The sequence below is a fragment of the Billgrantia desiderata genome (genome assembly GCF_900108215.1).
Lineage (GTDB): Bacteria > Pseudomonadota > Gammaproteobacteria > Pseudomonadales > Halomonadaceae > Halomonas > Halomonas desiderata.
Window position 1 is genome coordinate 36,332 of the sequence record NZ_FNVC01000008.1, and the last position, 16,911, is coordinate 53,242.

A 16,911-nucleotide genomic window follows, 5' to 3' on the forward strand; every position below is an offset into this window, starting at 1 on the left:
TGTTGCGCGGGGGTTTCCCCATGACGCAGCTTGGATCGGAGCCTCTATTTTGTATATTGAATTGTTTTTAAATTGTGTTTTACTTTCTAAATGAAACCCAGCATCAAGCAGCTGCGTGCCTTCGTTGCCGTGGCCCAATCGAGCAGCCTGGCCGAAGCCAGCGAGCGCATCCACCTCTCCCAGCCGGCGATCTCCATCGCCCTGCGCAAGCTGGAAGAGGCGGTAGGCGGCGCGCTGTTCTCACGCACCACGCGCCAACTGACCCTGACCCCGGAGGGCGAGGCCTTCCTGCCGGTGGCGGTGCGTCTGCTAAACGACTGGTCCGAGGCCTTCGAGGATCTCGAGGAGCGCTTCTCCAAGCAGCGCGGCAAGGTCACCGTGGCCGCCCTGCCCACCCTGGCGGCCGGCCTGTTGCCGGGCATCATCGCCGCCTTCCATGCCCGCTACCCGCGCATCAATTTGAGCCTGCACGACGTGCTGGCCGAGCAAGTCAGTCAGATGGTGCGCGAAGGGCGCGCCGACCTGGGCCTTTCCGTGGCGCCCCACGATACCGAGGAGCTGGCTTTCGAGCCGGTACTGATGGACCGCTACGTGGCGGTCTGCCCCAGCGGCCACCCGCTACTGGAACAAGAGAGCGTGGCCTGGCGGCAGTTGGCCGGCCATCCGTTCATTGGCATCAACCGTCTCTCCAGCTCGCGCCAGGAGATCGACCGCATCATGGCCGAGGTGGGCGCGCCGCTCGAGATCCTCTGCGACGCCAGCCAGATCGCCACCGTGGGCCGCATGGTCGCCGCCGAGCTCGGCATCAGCGTGCTGCCTGAATTGAGCTTCAAACAGATCGCTACCGACGGCATCGACTACCGGCCGTTGACGACCCCCGAGGTCGAACGACCGCTGGGCATCGTCATGCGTCACCGTCACCCGCTTTCGGCCGCCGCCGCAGCGCTGCGCGCTCTGATTCAGGAGCAGGCCCGGGATTCACGCGGCTAGCTACTTCAGCAGGCACTATGCTGGGAAAGAACCCTGACCCAGCTCTGGAGCAGCAAGTGGCCGAACCCAACAGCGTAATCGCCTTCTATGACGAGCGAGTTCTCAACCACCAGCCCGACTCCGACGCACCTTTCCTACCCGGCCGCATGGATCGGAAAATTCGCGAGCTGCTTTCAGCGCTCAAGGTACCCTGGGTTTATCCGGAGCATGCCGGGAGGCTCAAGGCCATACATCAACTGCTGGAACTCGAACCGGTACCCGGCGTAACGTTCGAAGCAGGGAAGGAAGCCACCCGCGAGCAGTTGGGTCGCGTCCATACCAGCTCCTACCTGGATCATGTCTTTGAGCTGCGCGGAAAGAATGCCTGGCTCGATGTCGACACCACCGCCGTCTCTCCCGGCAGCGTCGATGCGGCGGAGGTCGCCGCCGGCACGACCGTCGCCGCAGTGGAAGCCGTCATGCAGGGACGCTGCCAGAGCGCCTTCGCCCTGGTACGCCCGCCGGGCCACCACGCCGAACCCGTTCGTGCCCGCGGCTTCTGTCTGTTCAACAACGTGGCGGTGGCTGCAGCCCATGCCAGAGCCGAGCTTGGCTGCGAGCGTGTGTTGATCGTCGACTGGGACGCCCATCATGCCAACGGCACTCAGGACATCTTCTGGGCCGACCCCGACGTCATGCTCTTCGATATTCACCGCAGCTCGCCCTTCTACCCCGGCACCGGCAATCTCGAAGATGTCGGCGTAGGTCTCGGTGAAGGCACGACCATCAATGTGCCCATGCCGGCAGGCGCAGGCGACCGAGCCTACCTCAGTGCCTTCGAGGATATCCTCATCCCTGCTGCGGACTGGTTCCAGCCTGACCTGATCCTGGTCTCTGCAGGCTTCGATCCCCACCCATTCGACCTCGCGCTCAACGTTTCCTACGAGGGATTTGCCGCCATGACGAGCATGCTGCAAACACTGGCCCAAAGGCACTGCGACGGCCGATTGGTCTTCGTGCTGGAAGGCGGATACCACTTGCTCTCACTGTCACGCGGGGTGAGGACGGTGCTGGCGGTCCTGGCCGGTGCTGAGGCCCCCGAACCCGGACTCATCGGCATTGCCGAGGTGAGGGCAGCGGCCGACTTCCATCGTCACGCTTTCATCGCTGAAGATCCCGATAAGCCATAATGCGCCTCGGCGACCAGACTCACCCAGCCCGCCAGGCAACACTCTTCGTCAACCCGACAACGTTGGTCATCAAGACGTCCAACGTGAAAAGTGGTCGAGTGGTACGGCGCCGGTATGGCTACACTGCTGGAGTCGGTAACCCTTTCCGTCGTGAAACAGCAGGAGAAAATGGATGAAGGATGGAATGAGCGCACGCGGCAGCTGCCTGTGCGGTGCCGTCAACGTGGCGGTGGCCGCCCATAAGCAAAACGTCGGCGCCTGCCACTGCAGCATGTGCCGCACCTGGGGCGGCGGACCGCTGCTGGCGTTGGAGTCGGTCAGCGACATCGAGATCGAAGGCGAGGAGAACGTCACCGTCTATCCCTCGTCGGACTGGGCGGAGCGAGGTTTCTGCAAGCGCTGCGGCACCCATCTCTTCTACCGGCTCAAGACCGGCGATCACTACGCCGTTCCGGTGGGTCTGGTGGATGGCGGCGAAGCCTGGACCTTCGACACCCAGATCTTCATCGACCAGAAACCCGAGTACTACCGTTTCGCCAACGAGACCCACGACATGACCGGCCAGGAAGTCTTCGATGCCTATCAGGGCAGTTGAAACTCGCTACATTCGGCAACGACCCTGATCCAGGAATTGCTCTACAGTATTCAGGCGATGCCAAGACCCCATCCCCAGACAAGGAGCTGCCCATGCCCATTTCGGTAGGCGACAAGATTCCCGACGTAACGATCAAGACCATCGGCCCCGATGGTCCCGAGGACATCTCCACCAGCGGCATCTTCAGCGGCAAGCGCGTCGTGCTGTTCGGCGTACCCGGCGCCTTCACGCCGGGCTGTTCGAACACCCACATGCCGGGCTTCGTGGTCAAGGCCGACAAGGTGCTGGAGAAGGTGGACACCCTGGCTTGCATGGCGGTCAACGATGCCTTCGTGATGCGCGCCTGGCAGAAGGATCAAAACGCCCAGGCGATTCTGATGCTGGCCGACGGCAATGCCGAGCTGACTCGCGCTCTGGGCATGGAAAAAGACGCCAGCGCTGCCTGCATGGGCATCCGCAGCCTGCGCTTCGCGCTAATCGCCGAGGACGGTGTCGTCAGCTACGTGGGCATCGATACCGAGCGTGGCGTGGTCGACAAGAGCAGTGTCGACACCATTCTCCAACACCTGCCAAGCTGAGCGCCCTAAAGCTTCCCTTCCATCCGCCGATAACCCTACCTAAATAAAGCCGAATACGGCAAAGTTTGTCACCAGGGTGGGGGGAAGCTGCATGGCCGAATCGATAGGCGACATAGAACAACAGCCGGCGCAGGCACCGGCTCAGTCAGATCCCGAGCCGGCAACACTGCTGCTGATCATCGAAGACCCAGAGACACTATCGCAACTCTCCGAAATGGTGGAGCAGGAGGGCTTTCAGGTCCTGCAAGCGGCAAGCACGAAGGACGCAGTGGCCACCCTGGAGCTCGAACCCGTCGATCTGGTGCTATGCGACGCGAGTACGTTCGGCCAGGATGGACACGCAGGGCTGGGGCTCATCCAGTCGCGTTGGCCGGACAGTATCCGCCTGCTCCTGATCGATGTTGCCACCGGCCTCGAAGAGGCACTCCGCACCATCGATGAAGGGCAGGTCTACGGTTGTATTCTCAAGCCTTGGGACGCGGACAGACTCCGTCGGCTGCTTCACCGGTCGCTGGAAGAACTCGGCGCCCAGCGTAAACGGCTGCAGCACGAGGCATCGCTACAGGTTCAGAACGAGAACTTGCTCGCACTCAACGACACGCTGGAACAACGCATCGAGGCAACCCAGCAAGAGCTCAAGCAAACATCCGACATGCTGGAGAAGGCGTACGATGAGCTGCTTCACATCCATGTGACGACAGCGCGCGTGATAGCCGACCTTCTCCATCAGCGACTGCCGCGTCATCTGCAGACGAACGACCAGATCTCCGCCCTGATAACGGCGTTCTGCGAGACACACGCACTCGATCACACGCTGCAGCAAGACCTGGAGCTGGCGGCGGCCCTCTATAACATGGGCAAGCTCACCTGGGACGACCATTTGCTTGTCACACCCTCCGAGCAGCTGTCGGCCCAGGAGCGGACTACCTATCAGAATTACCCGGCCAGCAGCGAGAGCCACTTGATGGCGATGGCGCAACTGAAGCGAGCGGCCAAGATAGTGCGCCATCATCGCGAGCGCTGGAACGGCAGCGGGTTTCCCGATCGCCTCGAAGGCAATGACATTCCCTATGGTTCACGCCTGCTGGGGCTGGCCGTGGACTTCATCGAGCTGCAGCGCGGCATGGTCCTGCCGCGAGAGGTACCGCGCCCGCAAGCATTGGCACTGCTGCGCAAGTTTGCCGGACGCATCTACGATCCCGAACTGTGCCACGATTTCGTCAAGCTGTGTGTCGAAAAGGCGCCAGACCTGCAGACCGGTGGCAAGGCGGTCATTTCGCTGGAAACGAGTCAGGTAAAACCGGGCATGATCCTGGCCCAGGACATCTACTCCGCCAGCGGCATGCTGCTGTTGCACGAAGGCAAACGGCTCGACAAGCACCTCATGGAGAAGCTCAAGAACTTCGAGGAAATAGAAGGAAGAAACTATACGGTGCTGGTCTACCGTTCATAAGTACCTGGGCGCGACGACGCCCAGGTCGCCTAGCGCCCGCCCAGCACCTCGATGTCATCTCCCAGCACGTCGTTGATGTAGAGCGCCTGCAGCGTGACCACGGCAACCACCGCAAGGGGCGTCGAGAGAATCACGCCGGCCACACCGGCCACGGCCGCCCCGGCCAGCTGTACGATGACGGTGTAGGCAGGCGGCAGCCGCACCAGCCCCTTGGCGGCCAGCGGCATGACCAGGTTCGACTCCAGCGTTTCGACCACGAGATAGAGAATCAGGGCATACAGCGCCAACTGGGGCGATTCGAGAAAGGCGATGAGGATCGTCGGGATGGCGCCGATGATCGGCCCCAGGTAGGGAATGAAGGTGAACAGCCCCGCCACCAGGCCCAGGGCGCCGGCCATAGGCACACCGAGCAGAACCAACCCCAACGCCACGGAAACGCCGACGAACACCATCGAGACGAGCCGGCTCAGCAGCCACAGGCGCAGCGCCCTGCCCTGCATGCACAGCACTTGGGCCACTCGATCGCGTTTTGCAGGCGGACACATAAGCAGCACGTTGCCGATGTACTTGGCCGGGCTGAGCACCAAATAGAAGCCGATCAGCAGAATCAGAAAGAAGCTGGCAATGGCGCCGAAGGTGGTGGAAAAGAAGTTGGTGAAATAATCGATGACAGGCTCGCCGATCAACTGCGCCGGCTCCTCCACTTCCGCCATCGCCGTCTCGATGCCGGGCAGCTCGCGGAAATTGTTCAGCAACTGCAGGAACGCCTGGGGCAGTTCAGCCACCAGTTGGGGCAGCTGCTCGCCAATACGCGGCCCGATCAGCGCCCCCAACCCCACCAGGCTGAGGCAGATCATGAGCAATGCCAATAACAGCGCCCAGGGTCGGCTCAAGGGCAGATGGCGCTGACATAGCCGCACCGCACCGTCGATGGCCACCGCCACCAGAATGCTGGCGAAGACCAGCAGCATTACATCGATGAGCTGACCGGCGAAGAACAGCAGCACCGCCACCAGGCTGGCGAGCCCGATGACGATCAGCGTACGCCGGGTGAACCGGGAAATCGTTTCGACGCCACTCTCCTTGTTGGCCATGTCTGCTCCTTGTCTACTGCGGCGGGATCCGCCCGCGCCATTCCGGGCGCCTGTGGCCTAGCCTAGCAGATGCTTAGGACATGACCCGGTTACCAGGAACCTAGTCAGCTATGCTGCCTCTAGGGAGAAAACTCAGGATAAGACCAGGGAGGTTCAGCGATGACTGCCGACGGCAAGCGTAAGCAGCAGGGCTATGACCGCCTCAAGCAGCACCAGGGCAAAGGCTATTCGGGGATGAAAGTCGGTCGCTCTCACAAGTGGTACTACGACCAGGGGGAGTGGCGCGAGCGTAAGATCACCCCCGACGAGTGGGAAATTTCCTATCAGACCACCAAGCGGCGGGCCGCTCGCGCTCCCGAGGAGTCGGGTGCCCCCATCGGTACGGAGTACAATTGGCTGATCGTATCCCACCAGCGCGTCGACAAGCTCGACGCCAACAGTTACATGACCTGCATGGAGGGCAAGAAATTCAAGGTGGCCCACAAACGGGCCAGTAACGCGGCCTGGAACGTCAGCGAGCGAACCCAGCGCAAGAAGGTGATCGAGTATCTCGAACAGATGATAGAGGAACTCAAGGCAGCCGACGCAGCCGAGCCGCTTCCCTTCAGCGTGGGCGAGCACGAACACGTGTATGGACTCAACCTGCGCACCAAGTCCGAACTGCTCGACATGGCGAAGGAGTATGGACTCGCCGGCACTTCCAAGATGAAGCGCGAGGAGTTGCTGGAAGCCGTGAAGGAGCGGATCGCGCAGGAGGGCAGCAGCAGTGGCGCTAATCGCAGCGCCGACAAGCGGCAGCCGGACGGCGATGCAATGGAGCTCGAAGCGAAAAGCAAGGACGAGCTATATCGGCTGGCCAGCGAGCGAGGCGTCGGCGGCCGCTCGAGCATGAACAAGACCCAGCTCGTGCATGCCCTCACCACTCGCCGCAAGCGCCCCAGCTCGGGCTCGCGGGCATAGCCCGCAAAAGATAAGCCCGTGAGATTGTCTTGCGGGCTTGGCAAGAAGCTCAGCGCATACCTTGCTCGATAGAGGCTCCCGCCGGGCTGGTTGCCACCATCCGCACCACGCTGCCCACCACGATCAGGCAGGGTGAAGGCAGCGGCGACTCGGCAAGCTTGCCCGGCATGTCGACCAGGGTACCCACCAGCGAGGCTTGCTCGGGCAGGCTGGCGTTGGCCACCAGCATGATCGGCCAGTCGTCGGGCAGCCCGGCATGGCGCAGCCCATTGCAGATGGCATCGACCTTGGTCAGCCCCATGTAGAAGATCAGCGTCTCGTCCTGGCGCGCCAGGGTGGCCCAATCGGGCTCGCCGTCCTTGCGGCACAACTGGGCGGTGATGAAGCGCAGCTGCTGGGCGTGGGCGCGGTCGGTGAGCGGAATGCCCATGCCGGCCGCCGCCGCCGAGGCGGCAGTGATGCCCGGCACGATCTCGGCCTGAATACCGGCCTCGGCCAGTGCGGCCAGTTCCTCCCCCATGCGCCCGAACACGCCGGGGTCGCCGCCTTTGAGCCGCACCACGGATTTACCCTCCTGTGCCAGCTTCACCAGCAGCGCACCGATCTCGGCCTGGGGCACGCTGTGGTGGCCGCGCTCCTTGCCCACGTAGTAGCGCTCACGGCCGGTGGGAATCAACGCCAGCACGTCGCCACCCACCAGGCGGTCGTAGACCACCGCATCGGCCTGCTGCAACAGACGCGCGGCCTTCAGCGTGAGCAGCTCGACGTCGCCGCTGCCCGCCCCCACCAGGTAGACACAGCCGGCGCGGCAATCGCCGTCCAAGGTCACGGTGGGTGCCGGCGTGGTGCGCGACCCGCCGAACGGCGAGCGCACGATATGGCCGAGGCCATGCAAGCGCGATAGTGCAGCCTGACCCAGCGTTTTCGGCAGCAGCGCCTTGAGCCAGGCCTCAGGCGACAGCAGGGTCTTCAATTGGCTCAGCGAGCGCATGGGCCTTCTCCTCTTCGATCAGCGATTTCAGCTCCGGAATGCAGCTTCCGCACTGGGTGCCACAGGCTAGCCGGGCGCCCAGCGCCTCGACGCTGTCGTCGCCTTCACGGATGGCTCCTAGGATAGCGCGTTGACCCACCTGATGGCAGCTACATACCACCGGTCCCTGATTGGCGGCGCCATCGTCGCAGCCGGCCAGCAGGCGGCGGCGGTGCTCGGCGGCCATGCTCTCGCCACTGGCCGCCTCGCCGAAGCGCTCGGCGAGCCAGGCCAGGTTGGGCAGTTCCCGGGGCGGCCCCGACATGAACCACCAGCGCAGGCGCCCCGCCTCATCGACCCCCGCGGCACGCAGGCGCCCGCTGGCCGGGTCGGTACACCACAGGGTGGGCGGCACCGGCAGGGTCGCCTCGAGCCAGCTCAGCCACTCCGGCGAGGCGCTTTCCATCTCACCGTGGGCCATCTCGCCGCGAGCGCTTTCAATCCTGCCGTTGGCGCTAGCTGGCTCACCGCCGGCCAATTGCCAGCGCTGGGCGGCGCCCAGCGGAATCCGCGCCCAGTACCGGCTGCGGTCGCACCAGCGCGATTCCGCCACGCCCAGGTCGTCCGCCACCAGCAAGGTGGCTTCCCACTCCACCGCCAGCGGCGCCAGCGCCACCGCTCCGTGCTTGGATTCCGGCTGGCCGGAAACGGGATCGACATGGGCCTCGATCAGCGCCCCGGAGAGGGCCGAGCCGCTGAAGTAGCCGTTCCAGTGCATCGGCACGAACACCTCGCCGCGGCGCTGTCCGCGCGACACCCGCACCCGGCCGACATAGCGGCCGCCAACGCCTTGCAGGCAGGCCAGGCCCTGCTCTTCCACCCCCAGCGCAGCGGCATCTTCCGGGGCGACTTCGATGAACGGCTCGGCGCGGTGGTTCATCAGCCGCGGCGAGCGGGCGGTGCGGGTCATGGTGTGCCACTGGTCGCGAATGCGCCCGGTGTTGAGCCGCAGCGGGCGCTCTGCGTCCAGCGCCTGGGTCGGCGGACGCGAACGCACCGCTACCATCCGTGCCAGCCCGTCAGGCGTGGCGAAGCGGCCATCGGTGAAGAGCCGCGCGGTGCCGTGGGGAGCGGCAGCGTTGACCGGCCACTGGATCGGCTCGAGGGCATCGTAGGCCGCGCGGTCGAGCCCGGCCAGGCCGGAAATGTCGAACAGCCGGCGCCGCTCATCCGGGCCCTCGCCGTTCTCGAAGCCCGAGAGCCGGGCATGCTCGTCGAAGATCTCGCTGGGGTGGGTGTAGCCGAAAGCCTCGCCGAAGCCCAGCCGCTTGGCCACCTCGCACAGCGCCCACCAGTCGTGCCGGGCCTCGCCCGGCGGTGGCAGAATGCCGCGCTGGCGCGAGATGCGTCGCTCGGAATTGGTCACCGTGCCGTCCTTCTCCGACCAGCTCGAAGCCGGCAGCACGATGTCGGCATAGGCCAGCAGATCGACATTGGCCATGCAGTCGGAGACGATCACCAGCGGGCATTTCGCCAGCGCCGCACGCACGCGGTCGGTGCGCGGCAGGCTCACCGCCGGGTTGGTGGCCATGATCCACAGCGCCTGCACCTCGCCACGCTCGATCGCTTCGAACAGCGCCACCGCCTTGTGGCCGGGCCCTTCGGGCAGGCACGGCACCAGCCCCGCGGTGGTCCAGAAACGCGTCACACGGTCCCGCGCGCCGGGGGTGTCGTAATCCATGTGGGCGGCCAGTTGGTTGGCCAGCCCGCCCACCTCGCGCCCACCCATGGCGTTGGGCTGGCCGGTGATCGAGAACGGCCCCGCCCCCGGCAGGCCGATCTTGCCGCCGGCCAGGTGGCAGTTGATGATGGCGTTGCCCTTGTCGGTACCGCTGCTCGACTGGTTCACCCCCTGGGAGAACAGGGTGACCACATGCAGGTGGCTGGCGAACCAGTAGAAGAAGGTCTCCAGACGTTCCGCATCCAGGTCGCAGTCGGCGGCGATGGCTTCCACACCGGCCTCCTGCTCCCGCGCCGCGGCAAGCGCCTCCTCGAAGCCCTGGGTATGCGCCTCCAGATACACCCGGTCGAGCTTGTTGCGCGCAGCCATCCATGCCAGCAGCCCGGTGAACAGGCGGGCGTCGCTGCCCGGCTTGAGCCCCAGGTAGAGGTCGGCGAGCTCGCAGGTATCGGTCACCCGCGGGTCGATCACCACCACCCGCAGCAGCGGATTGCGCTGCTTGGCCACCTTGAGACGCTGATAGAGCACCGGATGGTTCCAGGCCAGGTTGGAGCCTACCAGCACCACCAGCTCGGCCTCTTCGAGATCTTCGTAGCAGCACGGCACCGCGTCGGCGCCGAAGGCGCGCTTGTGGGCCGCCACCGCCGAGGCCATGCACAGGCGCGAATTGGTATCCAGGTGCGGCGTACCGAGAAAGCCCTTGAACAGCTTGTTGGCGACGTAATAGTCCTCGGTGAGCAGCTGCCCGGAAAGGTAGGCAGCAAGTGCCTCGGGGCCGTGAGCGTCACGCACCTTCCGCAGGCGGCTGGCCACCGCATCCAGCGCGGTATCCCAATCGCTCTCCACACCGTCGACGATGGGCCGGGTCAGACGACCGCCATGACCCAGCGTCTCGTGCAGGGCCGAGCCCTTCACGCACAAACGACCGAAGTTGGCGGGGTGCTGCGGGTCGCCCTGCACGTCGACGATCTCGTTCTTCTCGACGCTGGCCACCACGCCACAGCCAACGCCGCAGTAGGGGCAGGTGGTTCGGGCCTCGCGCATGTCGATCTCCTCTGGAGCACTCTTGAAACGACGATCTCGAAACGACGACGCCCGCCAACTCTTCCCCGGGATCTTGCTGAGGGAAGGTTTGGCGGGCGTCGTTGCCGCTCGGGCGCTGACGGTGCGCCCATGTCGATATTTACTGATGTGTATCAAGCAGAAAGCGTGCCATGGCGAGAATAACCATCCCCTTTCAGGCAGATGTCACACTTTGCCTTAACGCCCAGGGACTTGTTTCATGCTGCTTCGCACCATGACCCGGCGCCCCGGCCCGGCCATGCACCAGGCTGGTGCCGAGCGGCCCATGCCGGTGCCGCCGTGCGGCCTTCCTTCCGCCAGCAGAGTGACGCCGAGCGCGATCATGGGCGCGAAAAAGCGCAACTGGAATGTTTATTGCTTGGCGTTAGCCATAGCGCCTTGGTCAAACCCGAGCCGAATACGATAGCCAGACACGAGCGACGCCTATGCCCCCACCCCTGAACATCCTGCTGGTCGACGACGAGGTAGTACGCGCCGCCATGGTCGAGGAAGCGCTGATGGCCGAGGGGCACCGGGTCATCTGCCGGCTGATGAGCCCCGCCAGCCTCAACGAGATGGTCGCTCGTCACCAGCCCGACGTGGTGATCATCGACATGGAGAGCCCCGACCGCGACACCCTGGAGAGCATGGCCCTGCTCAACCGCGAGAACCCGCGACCGGTGGTGTTCTTCGCCGACCAGCACGACTCCGACATGCTGCAGGCCGCGCTCCAGGCCGGGGTCAGCGCCTACGTGGTCGACGGCCTGGTGCCCGAGCGGGTCAAAGCCATCGTCGAGGTGGCCATTGCCCGCTTCGACGCCTTCCACAGCATGCGCCAGGAGCTCGACAAGGCACGCAACCAACTGGCCGAACGCAAGCGCATCGAGCGTGCCAAGGGCCTGTTGATGAAGCATCAATCCTGCGACGAGGAGCAGGCCTACCGCATGCTGCGCAAGCTGGCCATGGACCGCGGCCAGCGCATCGCCGAGGTCGCCGACAGCGTCATCGACGTTCTCGAGCGCCTGAACCTGACATCGCCCCAGGGGCGAACCGCCGACAAACGGGGTCCCCGCTCATGAGCCACCCGCACCATCACGCCACCTCGCCGGAACTGGCACGCCTCACCCTCGGCTTCGTGCCGCTGCTCGATGCCGCTCTGCTGATCGTCGCGCGCGAACGCGGCTGCTTCGCCGACCAGGGGCTCGACGTCTCCCTCTCGCGGGAGAACGCCTGGGCCACCCTGCGCGACAAGGTCTCCGCCGGCCTGCTCGACGGCGCCCAGATGCTCGCGCCCATGCCGCTGGCCATGAGCCTGGGGCTGGGCCGGGCCCCCTGCGACACCCTGGCCCCGCTGCTACTCAGCCGTAACGGCAACACCGTGACGCTTTCCACGGCCCTGAGCGAGGCCAGCGGCGCGACGCTAGGCGACGCCCCGGTCGTCAGCGCGCTGGCACTTGGCAACTGGCTGCGCGGCCCTGGCAACGGCAAGCGCCCCCGCCTGGCCATGGTCTATCCCTACTCCTGCCAGCACTATCAGCTACGCGAATGGCTGACCCTCGGCGACATCGATCCCGAGCGCCACGTGGAGCTGGTGGCCCTGCCGCCGCCGCGCATGGTGGAGGCGTTGCGCAGCGGAGAGATCGACGGCTTCTGCGCCGGCGAGCCATGGGGCACCCTGGCCCGGCACTGCGGCGCCGGACGGCTGGTGGCCACCGGCGACCAGCTATGGCCCGACCACCCGGAAAAAGTGCTTGGCGTGACCCGCTCCTGGGCCGAGCACTACCCGGCCACCCTGGCGGCCCTGTTGCGTGCTTTGGTAGCGGCCAGCGAATGGCTGGCCGCCTCACCGGAAAACCGCCGCCAGGCGCTGGCATGGCTCGCCCTGCCGCCCTACCTGGACCATTCGGTACGGCACCTGGAGTCGCTCGAACTCAACGCAGCGCCCATTCGGCAGCGCCTCTACGGTACCGGCATGCTGCGCCCCACCCCGCAGGATGCACTGCACTTCGCCGAGCCCATTGCCCGACAGCTGGAAGCCCAGGGCGGGCGCTTCTCGCCCGGTCAGTTGGCCGCGTGCTACAGCCCTGTGCATTTCGATGCCGCAACGCACCATTGATGTGCACGGCCGGTATGGACCAATGTCCGTACCGGCCCTGCTCAGCTACCCCAGCCCAATGAAATAGAAGAGAAAATCATCCGCCAGGCACATCCTGGCCGGCTTCTTGAAACTGATGGGCAAACGGCGATCAAAGAAGGTCGCCACACACAGCAAGCGACAACGACGTCTCTGCGCACCCGGTTCGATCATCGCATCGTCCAGGGGCCGCGCCGAGGCGTCGTTGCGTTTGTGCCCAGCCACTGGGCCACCACCACGACAAGCGCAGCGAAAGGAGGTGTTCGCATGCCACAGCGACATCCCGAGACAACGGCAACCGACCGTCTGGTCATCGTCGGCAACGGCATGGCCGGCCACCGCCTGGTCGAAGCGCTGCTCGCCCGGCCCGAGCGGCCTGCGATCACCGTGATCGGCGCCGAAACCGCACCGGCCTACAACCGCATCCTGCTCTCACCGCTGCTGGCCGGTGAAATGGAGCGCAGCGCCCTGACCCTGCGCAGCGCCGAGTGGTACGCCGAGCAGGGCATCGAGCTGGTGCTGGGCGAACGGGTGGAAAGCATCGACCGTGCCGCACGGCGGCTGACCACCGACGCCGGCCGCCAACTCGACTACGACCGCCTGGTGCTGGCTACCGGCTCCACCCCGGCCCGCCCGCCGGTGCCGGGGCTGGAGCTGCCCGGTGTGCATGTGTTCCGCGACCTGCACGATGCCGACGCCCTGGCACGCGCCGCGGAAGCCGGCCGCAACGCCGTGGTGATCGGCGGCGGCCTGCTCGGCCTGGAAGCGGCAGAAGGCTTACGCAAACGCGGCATGCAGGTGAGCCTGCTGCAGCGTGAAGACCGCTTGATGAACCGCCAACTCGACCTCACCGCCGCCCGGCTGCTGGAAAGCGAGCTGCGCGGTCGCGGGCTCGACATTCACACCGACGCCCAGCTCGAGCGCCTGGAAGCCAATGCCGAAGGCCAGGTATGCGCCGCCCTGCTCGCCGACGGCACCCGCCTGGCCGCGGACTGCGTAGTGGTGGCCATCGGCATCGTGCCTCAGGCCGAGCTTGGCCGGGTGGCCGAGCTCGAGGTCAACCGCGGCGTAATCGTCGACGAGTGGCTCACCACCAGCGACCCGGCCATTTACGCCCTGGGCGAGTGCTGCGAGCACCGCGGCAACCTCTACGGTCTGGTCGAACCGATCTGGCGCCAGGTCGAGGTGCTGGCTGACAAGCTGTGCCGCTCTGACGCCGAGCGCTCTGATGCCGACAGTGCCCAGGGCTACGTCGAGAAACCGACCGCCACCAAGCTCAAGGTAAGCGGCATCTCGCTCTACGCCTTCGGCCCCACCGAGCCCGAGCCCGAACACGAAGTGCTCAGCTATCGCGACCCCCAGCAGGGCGACTACCGCCGCCTGCTGCTGCGTGACGGCCGCCTGGAAGGTGCCGTGCTCTACGGCGACACCGCCTCCGGCCCCTGGTACTTCGAGCAGGCCCTGGCCGGGCGCGACCTCAGCGACTGTCGCGCCGCCCTGCTGCTCGGCGCCGCCGACGCCCAGGCCCTGCTCGACGACGCATCGAACGAATCACCGCAACGCCCCGCGAAGGAGGCCGCATGAACACGCCCGTCAAACCGCAACTGATCGTCATCGGCAACGGCATGGTCGGCCACCACCTGGTCGAGCAGCTGGTCGAGCGCGGCGCCACCGAGCGCTACGCCATCACCGTGTTCGGCGAGGAGCGTCACCTGGCCTACGACCGCGTGCACCTCTCCGAGTATTTCAGCGGCCGCGACGCCGCCTCGCTCGCGCTCTCCACCGCCGACTACTACGCCGAGCACGGCATCGAGCTGCGCCTGGGCGAAGCGGTATTCGCCATCGACCGCAATGCCAGCGAGGTGGTCACCGACCAGGATCGCTACCCCTACGACCGCCTGGTGCTGGCCACCGGCTCCTACCCCTTCGTACCGCCGATCCCCGGCAACGACCGTGAGGGCTGCCTGGTCTACCGCACCCTGGAAGACCTCGACGCCATCCGCGAAGCCGCCGAAAGCGCCGCCACCGGCGTGGTGGTGGGCGGCGGCCTGCTCGGCCTGGAAGCCGCCAACGCCCTGCGCGGCCTCAACCTCGACACCGCCGTGGTGGAATTCGCACCGCGGCTGATGCCGATGCAGGTGGACACCGAAGGCGGCGAGCTGCTGCGCGAGAAGATCGAATCACTGGGCGTGCAGGTGCTCACCGGCCGCGCGACCCAGGAGATCGTCGACGGCGAACGCAGCCGCCACCGCATGGTGTTCCAGGACGAGAAAGTGCTGGAAACCGACCTGATCGTCTTCTCCGCCGGCATTCGCCCACGCGACGAACTGGCCCGCGACTGCGGCCTGGAGATCGGCGAGCGCGGCGGCGTGGTGATCGACGACAACTGCCTGACCAGCGACCCGGCCATCCTCGCCGTCGGCGAAGTGGCGCTGTGGAACAACAGCATCTTCGGCCTGGTTGCCCCCGGCTACCAGATGGCCAAGGCCGCTGCCGCTACGCTGCTAGAAGGCAACGAGCCCTTCAAGGGCGCCGACATGAGCACCAAGCTCAAGCTGATGGGCGTCGACGTGGGCTCCATCGGCGACGCCCACGGCGACCGTACTCCCGGAGCACGCCAGTTCCGTTTTCTCGACCCGCTCAAGCAGCAGTACCGCAAGCTGGTAGTCTCCAGCGACGGCAAGCGCCTGGTCGGCGCCATGCTGGTGGGCGACAACAGCTACTACGACACCCTGCTGCAGTACTACGCCAACCGCATCGAGCTGCCCGAGGACCCGGCCTCGCTGATCCTGCCGGCCGGCAGCAGCGCCGCCCCTGCGCTGGGGCCGGACGCCCTGCCGGACACCGCCATGATCTGCTCGTGCCACAACGTCACCAAGGCGGACGTGTGTGCCTCAATCGATGGCGGCGCGGTCGACCTGGGCGCGGTGAAAGGCGCCACCAAGGCCAGCACCGGCTGCGGCGGCTGTGCCGCCCTGCTCAAGACCCTGGTGGATCACGAACTCGAAAGCCGCGGCGTGGAGGTCGACAAGTCGATCTGCGAACACTTTCACTACACCCGCCAGGAGCTCTACGACATCGTGCGGGTGGAGGGCATCAAGACCTTCAGCGAGCTGATGGAGAAGCACGGTTCCAAAGTGGGTCATGGTCTCGGCTGCGATATCTGCAAGCCGGCGGTGGCCTCGATCCTGGCCTCCTGCTTCAACGAGCCGATCACCGACGCGGCCCACATTCCGCTGCAGGACACCAACGACACCTTCATGGCCAACATGCAGAAGAACGGCACCTACTCGGTGGTGCCGCGCATCGCCGGCGGGGAGATCACCCCCGACAAGCTGGTGGTGCTGGGCCAGGTGGCGCAGAAGTACGAGCTCTACACCAAGATCACCGGCGGCCAGCGCATCGACCTGTTCGGCGCCCGCCTGGAGGACCTGCCGGCGATCTGGGGCGAGCTGATCGAAGCCGGCTTCGAGACCGGTCACGCCTACGGCAAATCGACCCGTACCGTGAAATCCTGCGTGGGCAGCACCTGGTGCCGCTACGGCGTGCAGGACAGCGTGGGCATGGCAATCCGGCTGGAGGACCGCTACAAGGGCCTGCGCGCGCCGCACAAGCTCAAGTTCGCCGTTTCCGGTTGCACCCGCGAGTGCGCCGAGGCCCAGAGCAAGGACGTCGGCGTGATCGCCACCGAGAACGGCTGGAACCTGTACGTGTGCGGCAACGGCGGCATGCGCCCCCGCCACGCCGAGCTGTTCGCCACCGACCTCAGCGACGAGGAGCTGTTCCGCTACATCGACCGCTTCCTGATGTTCTACATCCGCACCGCCGATCGCCTGCAGCGCACCTCGGTGTGGCGCGAGAACCTGGAAGGCGGCCTGGACTACCTCAAGCAGGTGATTCTCGAGGACAGCCTCGGCATCGGTGAAGAGCTGGAGCGGCAGATGCAGGCCGTGGTCGACACCTACGAGTGCGAATGGGCCAACGCCATCAGCGACCCGGAGAAGCTCAAGCGCTTCCGCAGCTTCGTCAACGACGCGCGCCCGGACCCGGACATCATCTATACCACCGAGCGCGGCCAGCTTAGGCCAGCCTAAGGAGAGTGGCGGCGCCCAGCGCGCCGCCCTTCCCTGACCGCTACTGGCATAAAAGATCAAAAGGATTCGAA

13 protein-coding genes are annotated in these 16,911 nt (G+C 65.7%); 10 read left to right on the forward strand and 3 right to left on the reverse strand.

All coding sequences use genetic code 11. The features are described 5' to 3' along the window. Positions 1–90 precede the first annotated feature (90 nt). From C4S71_RS09395 to C4S71_RS09415, 5 genes are all read left to right on the forward strand, one after another. Positions 91–990 (forward strand): LysR family transcriptional regulator, encoded by a 900-nt coding sequence (locus C4S71_RS09395; protein ID WP_086510970.1) that lies wholly within the window; start codon positions 91–93, stop codon positions 988–990. Between the two features lie 56 nt (positions 991–1,046). Further along, positions 1,047–2,159: a histone deacetylase family protein gene (locus tag C4S71_RS09400; protein WP_234238432.1), complete on the forward strand. Its 1,113-nt coding sequence runs from the start codon at positions 1,047–1,049 to the stop codon at positions 2,157–2,159. A 172-nt stretch (positions 2,160–2,331) separates the two neighbouring features. Continuing rightward, positions 2,332–2,754 carry a GFA family protein gene (locus tag C4S71_RS09405; protein ID WP_086510968.1) on the forward strand — a complete coding sequence of 141 codons (423 nt, stop codon included), beginning with the start codon at positions 2,332–2,334 and terminating at the stop codon, positions 2,752–2,754. A 92-nt stretch (positions 2,755–2,846) separates the two neighbouring features. Continuing rightward, positions 2,847–3,332, forward strand: coding sequence for a peroxiredoxin (locus tag C4S71_RS09410; protein WP_103968973.1), 486 nt, complete (start codon positions 2,847–2,849; stop codon positions 3,330–3,332). Between the two features lie 91 nt (positions 3,333–3,423). Then, complete coding sequence (locus tag C4S71_RS09415; protein WP_086510966.1) at positions 3,424–4,785, forward strand: HD domain-containing phosphohydrolase; 1,362 nt, start codon at positions 3,424–3,426, stop codon at positions 4,783–4,785. A 29-nt stretch (positions 4,786–4,814) separates the two neighbouring features. Here the strand turns inward: C4S71_RS09415 and C4S71_RS09420 are convergent, their stop codons facing one another. Next, a complete protein-coding gene (locus tag C4S71_RS09420; RefSeq protein WP_086510965.1) occupies positions 4,815–5,879 on the reverse strand; it encodes an AI-2E family transporter in 1,065 nt (354 codons plus the stop codon). 159 nt (positions 5,880–6,038) lie between these two features. Here C4S71_RS09420 and C4S71_RS09425 point away from each other — a divergent pair, with 159 nt between their 5' ends. Further along, on the forward strand, positions 6,039–6,839 hold the full coding sequence (locus C4S71_RS09425) for a Rho termination factor N-terminal domain-containing protein (protein ID WP_103968974.1): 801 nt from the start codon (positions 6,039–6,041) through the stop codon (positions 6,837–6,839). 49 nt (positions 6,840–6,888) lie between these two features. Here the strand turns inward: C4S71_RS09425 and cobA are convergent, their stop codons facing one another. Continuing rightward, the gene (gene cobA, locus C4S71_RS09430) at positions 6,889–7,830 is read right to left on the reverse strand and encodes a uroporphyrinogen-III C-methyltransferase (RefSeq protein ID WP_103968975.1); all 942 of its coding nucleotides are present in this window, start codon (positions 7,828–7,830) and stop codon (positions 6,889–6,891) included. Continuing rightward, on the reverse strand, positions 7,790–10,594 hold the full coding sequence (locus tag C4S71_RS09435; RefSeq protein ID WP_103968976.1) for a nitrate reductase: 2,805 nt from the start codon (positions 10,592–10,594) through the stop codon (positions 7,790–7,792). The genes cobA and C4S71_RS09435 overlap by 41 nt, the downstream gene beginning before the upstream one ends. Positions 10,595–11,058: 464 nt before the next feature. Here C4S71_RS09435 and C4S71_RS09440 point away from each other — a divergent pair, with 464 nt between their 5' ends. The 4 genes from C4S71_RS09440 (at position 11,059) to nirB (ending at position 16,840) form a co-directional block, all read left to right on the forward strand. Next, on the forward strand, positions 11,059–11,691 hold the full coding sequence (locus tag C4S71_RS09440) for an ANTAR domain-containing response regulator (protein WP_103968977.1): 633 nt from the start codon (positions 11,059–11,061) through the stop codon (positions 11,689–11,691). Then, entirely contained in the window at positions 11,688–12,728 is a 1,041-nt protein-coding gene (locus C4S71_RS09445; protein WP_103968978.1) for a CmpA/NrtA family ABC transporter substrate-binding protein, read from the forward strand. The genes C4S71_RS09440 and C4S71_RS09445 overlap by 4 nt, the downstream gene beginning before the upstream one ends. Before the next feature lie 285 nt (positions 12,729–13,013). Beyond that, positions 13,014–14,330: an NAD(P)/FAD-dependent oxidoreductase gene (locus C4S71_RS09450; RefSeq protein ID WP_103968979.1), complete on the forward strand. Its 1,317-nt coding sequence runs from the start codon at positions 13,014–13,016 to the stop codon at positions 14,328–14,330. Continuing rightward, on the forward strand, positions 14,327–16,840 hold the full coding sequence (nirB, locus tag C4S71_RS09455; protein WP_103968980.1) for a nitrite reductase large subunit NirB: 2,514 nt from the start codon (positions 14,327–14,329) through the stop codon (positions 16,838–16,840). The genes C4S71_RS09450 and nirB overlap by 4 nt, the downstream gene beginning before the upstream one ends. Positions 16,841–16,911: the final 71 nt, after the last annotated feature.

What these genes read in the sequence shown, in the direction of transcription:
- C4S71_RS09415 (WP_086510966.1), top strand. Translation starts at nt 3,424, where the DNA reads ATGGCCGAATCGATAGGCGACATAGAACAACAGCCGGCGCAGGCACCG.
- C4S71_RS09410 (WP_103968973.1), top strand. Translation starts at nt 2,847, where the DNA reads ATGCCCATTTCGGTAGGCGACAAGATTCCCGACGTAACGATCAAGACC.
- nirB (WP_103968980.1), top strand. Translation starts at nt 14,327, where the DNA reads ATGAACACGCCCGTCAAACCGCAACTGATCGTCATCGGCAACGGCATG.
- C4S71_RS09445 (WP_103968978.1), top strand. Translation starts at nt 11,688, where the DNA reads ATGAGCCACCCGCACCATCACGCCACCTCGCCGGAACTGGCACGCCTC.
- C4S71_RS09405 (WP_086510968.1), top strand. Translation starts at nt 2,332, where the DNA reads ATGAAGGATGGAATGAGCGCACGCGGCAGCTGCCTGTGCGGTGCCGTC.
- C4S71_RS09435 (WP_103968976.1), bottom strand. Translation starts at nt 10,594, where the DNA reads ATGCGCGAGGCCCGAACCACCTGCCCCTACTGCGGCGTTGGCTGTGGC.
- C4S71_RS09450 (WP_103968979.1), top strand. Translation starts at nt 13,014, where the DNA reads ATGCCACAGCGACATCCCGAGACAACGGCAACCGACCGTCTGGTCATC.
- C4S71_RS09440 (WP_103968977.1), top strand. Translation starts at nt 11,059, where the DNA reads ATGCCCCCACCCCTGAACATCCTGCTGGTCGACGACGAGGTAGTACGC.
- cobA (WP_103968975.1), bottom strand. Translation starts at nt 7,830, where the DNA reads ATGCGCTCGCTGAGCCAATTGAAGACCCTGCTGTCGCCTGAGGCCTGG.
- C4S71_RS09425 (WP_103968974.1), top strand. Translation starts at nt 6,039, where the DNA reads ATGACTGCCGACGGCAAGCGTAAGCAGCAGGGCTATGACCGCCTCAAG.
- C4S71_RS09395 (WP_086510970.1), top strand. Translation starts at nt 91, where the DNA reads ATGAAACCCAGCATCAAGCAGCTGCGTGCCTTCGTTGCCGTGGCCCAA.
- C4S71_RS09420 (WP_086510965.1), bottom strand. Translation starts at nt 5,879, where the DNA reads ATGGCCAACAAGGAGAGTGGCGTCGAAACGATTTCCCGGTTCACCCGG.